Here is a 14,219-nt window from a genome sequence, read left to right as displayed (position 1 = left end):
CCCAAGAAAGCTGACCCTCGTGGCGACCTCTACTCCCGTTCGGCATGCCTGGCGCGCGCTGATCGGACTTCTCACGATCACTGCGGTGCTGTTCGGCATCAACGCACTCGGCGTGTACGTGTTCAAAGCCAGTTCGTGGACGCCTGAGCTCGCGCTCGACCTCCAGGGCGGGACGCAGATCATCCTCGAGGCGCAGACCGCCGACGGCGCCGACCCGTCGACCGAGCAGATGAACCAGGCTGTCACGATCATCCGTCAGCGCGTGGACGCCTCCGGTGTCGGCGAGGCCGAGGTGACCACCGAGGGCGGCAAGAACATCGTCGTCCAGATCCCGGGCGAGGCCGACGACGAGACGCGGCAGCGCATCGAGGCCTCCGCACAGCTCCAGCTGCGGCCGGTGCTCTATGCGGGCGCTCCGGCGAACACCTTCGTGGGCGAAGACAGCAAAGAGACGCCGTACCCGACGCCGGATCCCGCGCTGCAGGCGACGCCCACCGCGTCCCCGACCAATGCCAGCGACCCCGTGTGGATCACGCCGGCCCTTCAGGCGGAGTTCCTCGCCTACGACTGCGCGGACGAGACCAACGACCCGGCCAGCGAGCCGGTCGAAGAGCCCCTCATCACGTGCTCTGTCGACGGCTCCGTCAAGTACATCCTCGGCCCCGTCGAGCTCGACGGGTCGTCGATCTCGGACGCGACCTTCGGTCTGCAGCAGACGAACGGCGTGTGGGCGGTCAACCTGACGTTCGACGCCGAGGGCACCCAGACGTTCGGCGAGATCAGCCAGCGCCTCTACGGTGCGCAGGCACCCCTGAATCAGTTCGCCTTCGTGCTCGACGGCTATGTGCTCTCGGCGCCGTCCATGCAGGGAGTGATCCTCGACGGCAAGCCGAGCATCACCGGCGACTTCACGCAGGACAGCGCCAAGATCCTGGCTGACCAGCTCAAGTACGGGGCGCTGCCGCTCAGCTTCGAGGTCGTGAGCTCCGACACGATCTCGGCCACGCTCGGCTCGCAGCAGCTCAAGATCGGCCTCATCGCGGGGTTGATCGGCCTCATTCTCGTCGCCGTCTACTCGCTCATCGTCTACCGGGCGCTCGGTTTCGTGATCGTCGCATCGCTGCTCGTCATGGGGGTCCTCACCTACGTCACGATCTGCATCCTCGCGTGGCGCATGGGCTTCCGCCTGTCGCTCGCCGGCGTCGCGGGACTCATCGTGTCGATCGGCTTCACCGCCGACTCGTTCATCGTGTACTTCGAGCGAATACGAGATGAGCTGCGCGACGGAAAGTCGATCACCGGGGCAGTCGAAGACGGCTGGGGTCGCGCCAAGCGGACGATCTACATCTCGAAGTCGATCAACATCCTCGCCGCCGTCGTGCTCTACATCCTGGCCGACGCCACGGTGAAGGGCTTCGCGTTCACGCTCGGTCTCACGACCGTGATCGACGTCGTCATCTTCATCCTCTTCACGCACCCCGTGATGCAGCTGCTCGCCCGCACGAAGTTCTTCGGGTCGGGGCATCCGCTGTCCGGAATGGACCCGGAGGCCCTCGGGGCCGTCTACCGCGGCCGTGCGCAGTTCCGCGCGCCGGCCGCCGCAGTCGGCACGACGGCTGCCGCCCGACGCGCGTCCAAGAGCCGCGGCGAGGCCGAGCGCCGACAGACCATAGCCGAGCGCAAGCGGGCCGAATCCTCGGCGCCCGAGGCCGGCAAGACCAGCACCGCTGTCAAAGACAAACCGGGCACGACGGGCAAGGGGGGAGACGACTGATGCGCTCCATGAGTCAGTTCGGAAACGACCTTTACACCGGGAAGACGTCGTTCCCGTTCGTCGGCCGGCGCAACCTCTGGTTCATCATCGCCGCGGTCCTCGTGATCGGCGCGGCGCTGGTTCCACTCTTCCGTCCGATCCAGTTCTCGATCGAGTTCACCGGCGGTTCGCAGTTCACGGTTTCGGGGGTCTCGAACGCCGATCAGGATGTCGCGACAGACGCGGTGCACACGGTGGTCCCGGACGCCACCACAAAGGTCACGACCATCGGCGATGCGACGATCCGCGTGCAGACCGACCAGATGACCTCCAACGAGACGCGTCTGGTCTCGGTCGCCCTGGCCGAGGCCTACGAAGTGCCGCAGAGTGAGGTCACCTCCTCGTTCATCGGACCCAGCTGGGGTGCCGACGTCACGCGGACCTCCCTGTGGGGTCTCGTGATCTTCCTCATCCTCACCTTCGTGATCCTCGGTCTCTACTTCCGGACCTGGAAGATGTCGGCCGCGGCCATCATCGGCCTCGTCGACGTGCTCGTGATCACGGTGGGCATCTACGCGCTCTTCGGGTTCGAGATCTCTCCGGCGGCGATCATCGGCTTCCTCACGATCCTGTCGTACGCGCTGTATGACACGACCGTCGTGTTCGACAAGATCAGGGAGAACACGAGCGAGGACGGAGAAGTCTCGGGCCGCACGTTCGGAGAGTCGGTGAACCTCGCGGTGAACCAGACGCTGGTCCGCTCGATCAACACGACGGTGGTGGCGGTGCTGCCGACAGGGGCGATCCTCTTCATCGGAGCATTCGCGCTCGGCGCGGAGACTCTGACGGACATCTCGCTGTCGATCTTCATCGGAACCATCGTGGCGGCCTACTCCACGATCTTCGTGGCCGCGCCGCTGTACTCGCTGCTGCGCGAGAACGAGTCGGATATCAAGTCGCGCGACGCGCGTGTGCTGGTCGCGCGGGAGCGCGCAAGCGTCCCGGCCTGACCGAGCCGGCTGGCCGCGGGCGTAGGATTGACCAATCCAGCGGAGGGGAGACCATCGGCATGACCGAGACCGTCCCCTCCACCGCGGCCTCCTCCTCGCAGTCTCCGTCTCTTCGCCGGCTCGTACCTCGGATCTTCTCGCGATCGGCGCGCAGGGACGACGTCGAGCAGCTGCTCCGCACGGTTCGCACGCACCACCCGAAAGGCGATCTCTCGATCGTCGAGCGGGCGTACACCGTCGCCGAGGGCGCGCACTCCGGGCAGGTTCGCCAGAGCGGCGAGCCGTACATCACGCATCCGCTCGCGGTCGCTCAGATCCTGGCCGACCTGGGCCTCGGCCCCCGGGCGATCGCCGCGGCGCTCCTGCACGACACGGTCGAAGACACCGACTACTCCCTCGACCAGCTCACTGCGGACTTCGGCGACGAAGTCTCGATGCTCGTCGACGGAGTGACGAAGCTCGACAAGGTCAAGTACGGCGAGAGCGCTCAGGCTGAGACCGTCCGCAAGATGATCGTGGCGATGAGCCGCGACATACGGGTCCTGCTCATCAAGCTGGCCGACCGGCTGCACAATGCCCGCACCTGGGGGTTCGTGCCGCCGGAGAAGGCGCAGAAGAAGGCGACCGAGACCCTCGAGATCTATGCGCCGCTCGCGCACCGGCTCGGAATCCAGACCGTCAAATCCGAGCTCGAGGACCTGTCGTTCGCCGTGCTGCACCCCAAGCTGTACGCCGAGATCGAGAGCCTCGTCCTCCAGCGGACACCGCAGCGCGAGCAGTACGTGCAGAACGTGATCGATGCGGTGGACGCGGATCTCCGCGAGCTGCGGATCCGCGGTCGTGTGCTCGGCAGGCCCAAGCAGCTGTACTCGGTCTACCAGAAGATGGTGGTCCGCGGCCGCGAGTTCGACGACATCTACGACCTGATCGGCATCCGGGTCCTCGTCTCGAGCGTGCGCGACTGCTACGCCGTCCTCGGGGCGATCCACGCGCGATGGACGCCTCTTCCGGGTCGGTTCAAGGACTACATCGCCACTCCGAAGTTCAATCTGTATCAGTCGCTGCACACCACGGTGATCGGTCCGGGGGGTCGCACGGTCGAGATCCAGATCCGCACGCACGAGATGCACCAGCAGGCTGAGTACGGTGTGGCCGCGCATTGGAAGTACAAAGAGCAGATGGCGGGCGCCAAGCCCGACACTAAGGCCGTCGAGTCCGACATGGCCTGGCTCGCGCACATCTCGGACTGGCAGGCCGAGACCGCCGACCCCGGCGAGTTCCTCGATTCGCTCCGGTTCGAGATCGGCGCCAAAGAGGTCTACGTCTTCACGCCGAAGGGCCGGGTCATCGGCTTGACGGCGGGTGCCACACCGGTCGACTTCGCGTACGCCGTGCACACCGAAGTCGGCCACCGCACGATGGGCGCCAAGGTCAACGGACGGCTCGTGCCGCTGGAGTCCGAGCTGCAGAGCGGCGACGTGGTGGAGGTCTTCACCTCGAAGAACCCGGATGCCGGCCCCAGCCAGGACTGGCTCACCTTCGTCAAGAGCACGCGGGCACGCAGCAAGATCCGGGGCTGGTTCACCAAGGAACGTCGCGAAGAGGCGGTCGAGCAGGGCAAGGAGGCGATCGCGCGCGCGATGCGCCGCCAGAACCTGCCGCTGCAGCGTCTGATGAGCCAGGACTCCTTCACCGAAGTCGCCCAGCAGCTGAAGTACGAAGATGTCTCAGCGCTCTATGCGGCGGTCGGCGAGGGCCACGTCTCGACGCAGTCGGTCATCGAGAAGGTCACGGCACTCGTGGCCGCGAGCGACACCTCGACCGGTCCGATCGATCTGCCCCAGGTCGGACGATCCCGCGCTCCTCGGGGCGGGGATTCGGGCATCCTCGTTCGCGGAGCGCCCGACATCCTCGTCAAGCTGGCCAAGTGCTGCACGCCGGTCCCCGGCGATGAGATCGTCGGCTTCGTCACGCGGGGGAGCGGCGTCTCGGTTCACCGTGGCGACTGCACGAACGTCAAATCGCTCATGCAGGTCTCGGAGCGGCTCATCGACGTCGAGTGGGCTCCGACATCCAAGAGCGTGTTCCTCGTGCAGATCCAGGTGGAGGCACTCGATCGCTCGGGGCTTCTGAGCGACGTCACACGAGTGCTCAGCGAGCACCACGTGAACATCCTCTCGGCGACCGTCTCGACGACGAACGATCGCCTTGCGCTCAGCCGCTTCGTCTTCGAGATGGGCGACACCGTCCACCTCGACCGCGTTCTGAACGCCGTGCGCCGCATCGATGCGGTCTACGACGTGTACCGCGTCACGTCGTCCTGAGACGCACGCGCGGCCAGTTCGACCAGCAGCGCGAGCGCCGCGCGCTTGTGGGGAACGGGCTTGCGCTCCGCGAACCACGTCATCGCCTCACCCGCCAGCCCGGGGGTGGCATCCGACAGTCTGCCCGCGGCTTCGGCGAACCCGGCCTCGGGCACGCGCGCGAGGTCGGCCAGTGTGCGGCGGGGAGTGGTCACGAAGACGCCCCCGACGCGCCAGAGATCATCCGGGGAGATGCTCGGGTCACGGTAGACGATCCGCCGCCCCATGACGTGGTGGAGTCGATGCGCCACAGCTCGCTGCACGGTGTGCCGGGATGGAGGCTCGTCGATCGCACCGAGGATCCAGGCGGCGCTCAGATGAGTGGCAGCGAGCGTGTCGCCCAGGATGGTGTGGAGCGATCCTGCGCGCAGCGCCTGCGTCTCCACGGCGTCCGCAGGAATGTACGCGTCGCCGAGCTCGACGACGTCCCCGTCCAGCCGGGCTGCGGACAGCTCGGCGGGGGACAGTCGGTCACCGGGAAAGTACAGGAACGGCGAAGTCATGACGGCAGTGTGCCGGATGGATCCTCGCCGTCCGCTCGCGTGAGCTCAGACTGTGGACAACCAGAGCGCCGTCGCGTCAGCCGCCGAGTGCTCGGAGCCAGCTCTTGCGCGCCTCGAGGGCTTCCGTCGCCTTTGCGATGGCGGACTTGTCGCCCTTCTTCTGAGCGGCGGCGAGCTCGTCCTCGAGCTTCTGGATCGCATCGCTGAGCTGGCGCGTCATATCGTTCGCGCGCGCCTTCTGCGCGGGATCGTTGCGCTTCCAGTCGGTCTCCTCGCGGGTGCGAAGAGCCTGCTCGACCTTTCGCAGATCGTCGTCGAGGCCCCGCTCGGCTTCGCGGGGGAAGATCCGGCCGATCTCATCCCACCGGCGCTGGATGCTCGTGAGGAGCGTCCGGGCCTTGGCGATGTCGGACTCGTCGGCGACCGTCTTCGCCTCGACGAGAAGCTCTCGCTTGGCCACGATCTTCTCGCGCGACTCCTCGGTCTCGGCGCTCTCGCGCTCGATGCGTGCACCGTAGAGCGCATCGCCGGCCGCCTTGAACCGCGCCCACAGGGCGTCATCGACCTTCTTGCCGGCCCGACCCGCGGTCTTCCACTGGTCGAGAAGCGCACGGTAGGCGACGATGCCGTCTTCGCCCTTGGGGGCAAGGGCCTCGGCCTTCTCGACGAGGGCGGCCTTGCGGTCGCGCACGCCCTTGTGGGCCTCGTCCAGCTCGGCGTAGAACTCGCGACGGTGCTTGTCGACCGTGGCACGGGCATCGCGGAATCGCTTCCAGAGCTGCTGCGACGTGGTCTTGGGCAGTCGGGGACCGTTCTGCTGCTGTGACTGCCACTCGTCGAAGAGGGCGGTGAGCTCTGTCGAGGCCTGCTTCCACTGGACCGATTTGGGGTCACGGGCTGCCAGCGCCTCCGCGCGCTCGACCAGCTGCGTGCGGGCGGTGATCGCCTCGTCGACGGCTTCGCGGGCGGCGGCGGCTTCGGTCTCGGATGCGACGGCGAGCGTCTGGGTCAGCGCGGCGACGCGCGCCTCGAGCGAGGCGAGGTCGCCCACAGCGGCTGCACCGGTGAGCTTGGCCGATACCGTCTTCGACGCCGCCCGGAGGTCAGCGGCCGATGCCCCGCCGCGGCGGTGCCGCACCTCGAGGAGCGACACCTCGCTGGCGAGATCGGCGTACTTGCGCTCGAAGTAGGCGAGCGCCTCTTGCGGAGAGCCGTCGGGGAACTGCCCGACCACGCGCCAGGTGTCGCCTTCGCGGACCGAGACGGTGCCGTCGTCATCGACGCGGCCCCAGGGCTCCACGGCGTGGGCGGAGGCCGTGGCGCGGCCGACGGGGGGCCTGGGTGCGGGCGTCGGCTTGCTGTGGACGTCGCGTCCGCCATCGACGACGGGTGCAGGCTCGGCTTCGCCTTCCGATGCCGGCTCGATCTCAGCCGCGGATGCCTGCTCGGCTTCGGGTGCAGCCTCGGACTCGGGGGTCGGGACGGCATCGGACTCAGGGGTCGGCTCGATCTCGGCTTCGGCTTCTGCTTCGGGTGCAGTCTCGGCCTCGGGCGTCGGCTCGATCTCAGCCTCAGCGGTCGTGTCGGCCTCTAGATCCGCGGCGGCCACGACCTCCAGGTCGGGCTCGACCTCCAGGTCGGGCTCAGCTCCGCCTTCCACCTCAGGGGCAGCCTCGGCTTCGAGATCTGCTGCGGGCTCGGACTCAGCCTCGGGGTCGGCGTCGGGAGTTCTCTCGGCACCGGGAACGACTTCGTCGTCGGTCTCGAGAGCTGGTCCGACGGAGGAGGTCTCGGCCTCGGGAGTCGGCTCGGCCTCGGGGGTGGGCTGCGGAGTGGGGTCTGCTGCGGCAGTCACGATTGCACCTCAATGCGGCTCTCGCCGCCTGCGGGGGATGGACGGACTCAAGCCTAGTACGGGCAGGCGACCTCGCTCAGGGAGCGGCGGGTCAGGACGTGGCGCTGGGACTCGGCGTCGGCTCGAGCGTCGGCGACGGAGTATCGGTGGGGGCCGGCGTATCGGTCGGCGCGGGGGAGTCCGTCGGAGCGGGTGTCACGGTGGGGACGGGCTCGGGAGCACCGGGACCGACCATGAAGTACGCGGCCTGTGCTCCGAGCACACCGATGATGACGGCGCCTCCGATCACGCCGGCGAGGAGATTGTCACGACGGCGTCGGCGAGCCTGGTCGTCATGCAGCTGCTGCCGCGCTTGATACACGCGAGCGCGCTCACGCGCCTCGCGGTCTTTGCCGCTCGTCGCCACGGGACCCCCTTGCTCCCCGGATGCGCCGGGCCGGGTCGATCCTATGCACCGGCGGAAGTCCGGCCAAACGCCGCGGATCCCGTGTCGCGGCCCGCGACTAGCCTTGAGGGGTGACTTCCGCCGCTCCATCTCCACGCGCCGGCGCGTCACGCGGAACCGCCGGGAGCGCGAGCGCGCCCAGCGCCCTCTTCCAGGGACAGACACCCCTGGCGGTTCGGATGCGCCCGATATCGCTCGACGAAGTGGCCGGACAGTCGCATCTTCTGCGGCCCGGGTCGCCTCTGGTGGCTCTCGCAGACCCGGATGCCGCGACCACGGCGACGTCGGTCATCCTGTGGGGTCCGCCCGGTACAGGCAAGACCACGCTCGCCCAGGCCATCGCCCGCTCGTCCGGACGTCGCTTCGTCGAGCTGTCGGCGATCACAGCCGGTGTGCGCGACGTGCGTGAGGTCATGCAGGAGGCGCTGACTCAGCGCGATCTCTACGGACAGTCGACGATCCTCTTCCTCGATGAGATCCACCGCTTCACGAAGGCGCAGCAGGATGCCCTGCTGCCCGGCGTCGAGAACGGCTGGGTCGTGCTGATCGCCGCGACGACAGAGAATCCGTCCTTCTCGGTGATCTCTCCGCTTCTCTCCCGCTCGCTCCTGCTCACGCTCAAGCCACTGACGGACGACGAGCTCGGGATGCTGGTGGATCGTGCCGTCGCAGACGCACGCGGCCTCGCCGGCGCGGTGACCCTCGAGCCGGGCGCGAGAGAAGCGCTGGTGCGCCTGGCATCGGGCGATGCGCGTCGCGCGCTCACCGCACTCGAGGCGGCGGCATCCATCGCGGCAAGCGACGCCGATGACAGCGCCCAGGTGCCGATCGGCGCAGACCAGGTCGTGCAGGCGGTCGACCGTGCCCTGCTGCGCTATGACCGCGACGGCGACGAGCACTACGACGTCATCAGCGCCTTCATCAAGTCGATCCGAGGTTCGGACGTCGATGCCGCGATGCACTACCTCGCGCGCATGATCGAGGCCGGTGAGGACGCCAGGTTCATCGCGCGCCGCCTGATCATCTCGGCGGCCGAAGACATCGGCCTCGCCGACCCGCAGGCGCTGCCGCTCGCGGTGGCTGCCGCCGACGCCGTGCAGCTGATCGGGATGCCGGAGGGGCGGATCCCGCTCGCCGAGGCGACCGCGTACCTTGCCACGACCGCGAAGTCCAACGCCGCGTACGTCGCACTCAACCGAGCGATCGAGGACGTGCGGGCCGGGGGCTTCGGCCGTGTGCCGATCCACTTGCGCGACGCGCACTACGCCGGTGCGAAGCGGCTCGGGCATGGCAAGGGCTACCGGTACCCGCACGACACCGAGATCGGCGTCGTGGCGCAGCAGTATCTGCCCGATGAGCTGCAGGCGAAGCGCTACTACGAGCCGACCAACCATGGTCAGGAGCGCGACGTCCAGGCGCGGCTGGAGAAGATCCGCCGCATCCTCGACGGCACGGCGTGATGAATCCAGCCCTCACCGGGCCGGATGCCTCGCTCTGATAGACTTGACCGGCTCGAAACACAGTTTTCGGGCATCCCCTCTTCTCCTGACGACCTTCTGGCATGCCCCGGCGTGCATTCCGGACAGGGCGAGGAGAGGCGATACGTCCGCGAGCCGTGAAAGACACGGCCGCGTCATCGGAAGGAACACTTCGTGGCAACGAAGTCCCAGGACCGCCGCAAGGTCCGTCTCTCGCGCGCCCTCGGCGTCGCGCTGACCCCCAAGGCAGCCAAGTACCTCGAGAAGCGCCCGTACGCGCCCGGTGAGCACGGCCGCACCAAGCGCAAGCAGGACAGCGACTTCGCCGTGCGTCTGCGCGAGAAGCAGCGCCTGCGCGAGCAGTACGGCATCCGCGAGAAGCAGATGCGCAACACGTTCAACGAGGCGCGCCGCAAGGACGGCCTGACGGGTGAGAACCTCGTCGAGCTGCTCGAGATGCGTCTGGACGCGCTCGTCCTGCGCTCGGGCCTCGCCCGCACCACGGCGCAGGCACGCCAGCTCGTCGTGCACCGCCACATCCTCGTCGACGGCCAGCTCGTCGACCGCCCGTCGTTCCGCGTGAAGCCGGGCCAGCTCATCCACGTCAAGCCCAAGAGCGAGGGCACCGAGCCCTTCCAGGTGGCAGCTGCCGGCGGTCACGCCGACGTCCTGCCCCCGGTTCCCGCTTACCTCGAGGTCGAGCTCGACAAGCTGCAGGCGCGTCTCGTGCGTCGCCCGAAGCGCGCCGAGGTCCCCGTCGTCGGTGACGTCCAGCTCGTGGTGGAGTATTACGCGGCCCGATAGGGCCGCGGGCGGGACGCCGCGCGTCAGCGCCGCGTCCGAATCGAGCACAGCCCGATAAGTTCGGTACCGCACAGGAGGGCGCCGGGGAGACCCGGCGCCCTTCGTCGTCGGTTGTCGAGTTGTGACCGCAAGCGAACGCATCGACACACCGCCTACGATGGGTTGATGCCGCGCCCGCGGCCGAGGAGGGTGAGATGAAGAACGTCCTGTGGTTCCTGGTCGGCGTCATCAGCGGATTCGTCTTCGCCCATTTCGTGAACAAAGACCCGCGAGGCCATGAACTGCTCGGAGAGGTCGACGCCCGGATCGGGGAGTTCGCCGACCGCATGGGCGATGCGTACCGCGAGCAGGAAGCACGGTTCGCGGGCGTGATCGACGCGGCACGAGATGCGGCCGCGGAAGTGGTCGACTCCGCCACCGGGGCGATCGACGTCGCCAAGAGCGCTGCCGGAGATGCCCTCTCGGCAGCCAAGGATGCAGCATCCGGTGTCGTCGAAGCGGCGCAGGATGCGGCATCCGGAGCCGCCGACGCCGCCCAGAACGCCGCCAAGTCCACCGACTGATCCACGCAGGCGCAGTCCCCCGCAGGGCGGGGTGTAGTCGCTTGCCTTCGAGGAACCCACACCTATGAAGACCGCCGAGATCTCTCAGCGCTTTCTCGACTACTTCGAGAAGAACGGGCACACGATCGTGCCCTCCGCATCGCTCGTCACCGATGACCCGGCGCTGCTGTTCACCGTTGCCGGGATGGTGCCCTTCATCCCGTATCTGAGCGGCGACGTCCCGGCGCCCTACTCGCGCGCCGCTGACAACCAGAAGTGCATCCGCACGAACGACATCGAAGAGGTGGGCAAGACCCCCCGGCACGGCACGTTCTTCCAGATGCTCGGCAACTGGTCGTTCGGCGACTACTTCAAGGAAGACGCGATCCGCTTCGCGTGGGGCCTGCTGACGTCTGCGGAGGCGGACGGAGGCCTTGCCTTCGACCCGAAGGACCTCTGGGTCACGGTGTACGAGGAGGACGACGAGGCCTACGCCCTCTGGCAGTCGGTCGCGGGCGTCTCCGAGGACCGCATCCAGCGTCTCGGCAAGGACACCAACTACTGGAGCACCGGACTGCCGGGTCCGGCGGGTCCGTGCTCCGAGATCTTCTTCGACCGTGGACCGGAATACGGGATCGACGGCGGTCCTGCCACCGACGACGACCGCTACGTCGAGATCTGGAATCTCGTCTTCATGCAGTACGAGATCACCAATGTGCGCTCGAAGTACGACTTCGACATCGTGGGGGAGCTTCCCGCCAAGAACATCGACACCGGGATGGGCCTGGAGCGCGTCGCGTTCATCAAGCAGGGCGTCGACAACATGTACGAGACCGATCAGGTCCGTCCTGTGCTCGACCGCGCGGTCGAGTTCTCGGGCCGGCGCTACGGCGCCGATCATGAGGACGACGTCCGCTTCCGGGTCGTGGCCGACCACATCCGTTCGTCGCTCATGCTGCTGTCGGATGGCGTCACCCCCTCCAACGACGGACGGGGCTACATCCTCCGTCGTCTCATGCGCCGCGCCATCCGCTCGATGCGACTTCTCGGTGTCGAGCAGCCGACCTTCCGCGAGCTGTTCACCGTCTCGCGCGACGCGATGAAGGACGCCTACCCCGTGGTGGCGACGGACTGGGAGCGCATCTCCCAGTACGCCCTGGCCGAGGAGGAGACCTTCCTGCGCACGCTGGCGGCGGGATCGACGATCCTGGACGAGTCGCTCTCGCAGACGAAAGCGGCGGGCGGAACGTCGCTCGCCGGCCCCGAGGCCTTCCTGCTCCACGACACCTACGGCTTCCCGATCGACCTGACCCTGGAGATCGCCGAGGAGGCCGGCCTCACCGTGGATCGCGCATCCTTCGACACCCTCATGCAGGAGCAGCGGGCGCGCGCCAAGGCTGACGCACGTGCGCGCAAGCGCCAGCTCGCCGACACCAGCGTCTATCGCGACCTGCGCGCCAAGGGCGAGACCGTCTTCACGGGCTACACCGACCTCGAGACAGAGTCGACGGTGCTCGGCATCCTGCACGACGGAGTGTCGGTCGACCGTGCGAGCGCCGGGCAGATCGTCGAGGTGATCCTCGCCGAGACCGCTCTTTATGCCGAGTCCGGCGGCCAGGTCGCCGACCGCGGCGTGATCACCGGTCCCGGCTTCGAGCTCGAGGTGCTCGATGTCCAGAAGCCGGTCGCCGGTCTCGTGAGCCACACGGTCGAGGTCACGACGGGCGAGGTCGGCGTCGGCCAGCCCGCGACGTCGGTCGTCGACGCCGTCACTCGCCGCGCTGCCCGACAGGCGCACTCGGCGACCCACTTGGTGCACGCGGCCCTTCGCGACACGCTCGGGAGGACGGCGACCCAGGCCGGGTCGCTCAACCGCGCGGGCTACATGCGCTTCGACTTCACGTGGGGCCAGGCGCTGTCGGACCAGACCAAGAGCGAGATCGAAGAGATCGCGAACAATGCGGTCCGCGACAATCTCGAGGTCACCACGCGGGTGCTCGCGCTGGATGATGCCAAGTCGCTCGGCGCCATGGCGCTGTTCGGCGAGAAGTACGGCGATACCGTGCGCATGGTCGACATCGGCGGTCCGTGGTCCCGCGAACTGTGTGCCGGCACGCATGTCTCGACGAGCGCCGAAGTGGGGCTCATCAGCCTCGTGGGCGAATCGTCTGTAGGTGCGTCCAACCGCCGTGTGGAGGCGCTCGTCGGACTCGACGCGTTCCGCTCGCTCGCGGCGGAACGTGCGATCGTGTCTCAGCTGACCTCGTCGCTGAAGGCACCCCGCGATCAGCTCCCCGTTCGCATCGCCGAGCTCCAGGCGAGCCTGAAGGCCGCCGAGAAGAAGATCGCCGCGTTCGAAGCGCGGGCGCTGTCTGATCGCCTCCCGGCTCTCGCCGGTACGGCCCAGCACATCGGTCGCCACCGGGTCGTCGCCGAGTCGGTCGGCTCGGTCGGCTCGGCCGACGACGTCCGCTCGCTGGCGCTCCAGGTGCGCGACCGGCTCGGCGCGGAGGCCGCTGTGATCGCACTCGGTGGAGATGTGGCCGGGCGCACCGTCGTGGTGGTTGCGACGAACGAGGCGGCGCGTGCGGCCGGCGCGAAGGCCGGAGTGCTCGCGAAGGCGGCGGCTGCGGTCCTCGGCGGCGGCGGCGGCGGCCGGGACGACGTGGCGCAGGGCGGCGGTACGGATGCCGCGGCGCTGCCGGCGGCCCTGTCCGCTGTGAAGGACGCGCTCGGAGCAGCGTGACGGGCTTTCGTCGCGGGGTGCGCCTCGGGGTCGATGTGGGGAAGGCCCGCGTCGGAGTCGCCCGGTGCGATCCCGACGGCATGCTGGCGACGCCCGTCGAGACCGTCGCCCGCGGTGACGACTCGATCGCACGATTGATCGTGCTGGCGGATGAGCACTCCGCGGTCGAGTTCGTCGTCGGGCTGCCCATCAGCCTCAGCGGCGGTGACACCCCCTCGACAACGGACGCCCGTGACTTCGCGCGCGCGCTGGCTCAGGCATCCGCATTGCCTGTCCGTCTGGTTGACGAGCGGCTCAGCACGGTGTCGGCGCATTCCGCGCTGCGGGGTTCGGGGAGATCTCAGCGGCAATCTCGTAGCATTGTTGATCAGGTCGCCGCCGTCGTGCTGCTGCAACAGGCTCTCGATGTCGAGAAGAACACCGGGCGACCTCCCGGAATGTCCGTCCCCTCGGACGAGGAGCCTCTCTGACTATGCCCGACTCGACTTCGCGGTCCGACGATCCGTTTGCGGATCTTTTCGGCAAACTGCCCGACCCACGCACGCGTGCCGGCGAGGCGCCAGGGCCGCGGCGGACGCCCCCCGCAGGCCCCGAGTCGGCAGCCGGTGCCCCCGTAGAGGCCGACAGTTCGACGACGCCGCCCGTCTCCGAGCCGTCGTCCGCAGTCCCGACACACACCACGGTCGCTCCCGGGCCCGCCACGGGAGCGCTTCCGCTCTC

At 68.2% G+C, this 14,219-nt stretch carries 11 protein-coding genes; 8 read left to right on the top strand and 3 right to left on the bottom strand.

Annotated features, from left to right (window positions below; translation table 11 throughout):
• Positions 1 to 19: 19 nt before the first annotated feature.
• From secD to AC1DP3_RS04135, 3 genes are read left to right on the top strand one after another with little or no spacing between them, the layout of a single operon-like run.
• The gene (gene secD, locus AC1DP3_RS04145) at positions 20 to 1,774 is read left to right on the top strand and encodes a protein translocase subunit SecD (protein ID WP_477291553.1); all 1,755 of its coding nucleotides are present in this window, start codon (positions 20 to 22) and stop codon (positions 1,772 to 1,774) included.
• Complete coding sequence (secF, locus tag AC1DP3_RS04140; protein WP_477291551.1) at positions 1,774 to 2,763, top strand: protein translocase subunit SecF; 990 nt, start codon at positions 1,774 to 1,776, stop codon at positions 2,761 to 2,763. Before secD ends, secF begins: the two co-directional genes overlap by 1 nt.
• Before the next feature lie 59 nt (positions 2,764 to 2,822).
• Positions 2,823 to 5,087 carry a RelA/SpoT family protein gene (locus AC1DP3_RS04135; protein WP_477291549.1) on the top strand — a complete coding sequence of 755 codons (2,265 nt, stop codon included), beginning with the start codon at positions 2,823 to 2,825 and terminating at the stop codon, positions 5,085 to 5,087.
• Here AC1DP3_RS04135 and AC1DP3_RS04130 read toward each other — a convergent pair.
• The 3 genes from AC1DP3_RS04130 to AC1DP3_RS04120 all read right to left on the bottom strand — a co-directional run bounded on the left by AC1DP3_RS04130 (position 5,057) and on the right by AC1DP3_RS04120 (position 7,890).
• Positions 5,057 to 5,629, bottom strand: coding sequence for a type IV toxin-antitoxin system AbiEi family antitoxin (locus AC1DP3_RS04130; protein ID WP_477291547.1), 573 nt, complete (start codon positions 5,627 to 5,629; stop codon positions 5,057 to 5,059). The two genes, AC1DP3_RS04135 and AC1DP3_RS04130, sit on opposite strands and share 31 nt — an antisense overlap.
• 76 nt (positions 5,630 to 5,705) lie before the next feature.
• Positions 5,706 to 6,929: a DUF349 domain-containing protein gene (locus AC1DP3_RS04125; RefSeq protein ID WP_477291879.1), complete on the bottom strand. Its 1,224-nt coding sequence runs from the start codon at positions 6,927 to 6,929 to the stop codon at positions 5,706 to 5,708.
• A gap of 646 nt (positions 6,930 to 7,575) precedes the next feature.
• The gene (locus tag AC1DP3_RS04120) at positions 7,576 to 7,890 is read right to left on the bottom strand and encodes a dioxygenase (RefSeq protein WP_477291545.1); all 315 of its coding nucleotides are present in this window, start codon (positions 7,888 to 7,890) and stop codon (positions 7,576 to 7,578) included.
• 218 nt (positions 7,891 to 8,108) lie between these two features.
• Here AC1DP3_RS04120 and AC1DP3_RS04115 point away from each other — a divergent pair, with 218 nt between their 5' ends.
• The 5 genes from AC1DP3_RS04115 (at position 8,109) to ruvX (ending at position 13,969) form a co-directional block, all read left to right on the top strand.
• Positions 8,109 to 9,389, top strand: a complete 1,281-nt coding sequence (locus AC1DP3_RS04115; RefSeq protein WP_477291877.1) for a replication-associated recombination protein A — start codon at positions 8,109 to 8,111, stop codon at positions 9,387 to 9,389.
• Between the two features lie 192 nt (positions 9,390 to 9,581).
• The gene (gene rpsD / locus AC1DP3_RS04110) at positions 9,582 to 10,211 is read left to right on the top strand and encodes a 30S ribosomal protein S4 (RefSeq protein WP_477291543.1); all 630 of its coding nucleotides are present in this window, start codon (positions 9,582 to 9,584) and stop codon (positions 10,209 to 10,211) included.
• Between the two features lie 194 nt (positions 10,212 to 10,405).
• The gene (locus AC1DP3_RS04105) at positions 10,406 to 10,774 is read left to right on the top strand and encodes an ATPase (protein WP_477291541.1); all 369 of its coding nucleotides are present in this window, start codon (positions 10,406 to 10,408) and stop codon (positions 10,772 to 10,774) included.
• Between the two features lie 64 nt (positions 10,775 to 10,838).
• Entirely contained in the window at positions 10,839 to 13,499 is a 2,661-nt protein-coding gene (gene alaS, locus AC1DP3_RS04100; protein WP_477291539.1) for an alanine--tRNA ligase, read from the top strand.
• Positions 13,496 to 13,969, top strand: a complete 474-nt coding sequence (gene ruvX / locus AC1DP3_RS04095; RefSeq protein WP_477291537.1) for a Holliday junction resolvase RuvX — start codon at positions 13,496 to 13,498, stop codon at positions 13,967 to 13,969. Before alaS ends, ruvX begins: the two co-directional genes overlap by 4 nt.
• The last annotated feature ends 250 nt before the right edge of the window (positions 13,970 to 14,219 follow it).

Source organism: Microbacterium sp. P5_B6 (genome assembly GCF_056400345.1).
Note: the sequence above shows the minus strand (reverse complement) of the source record. Positions and strands in the feature narration are given on the sequence as shown.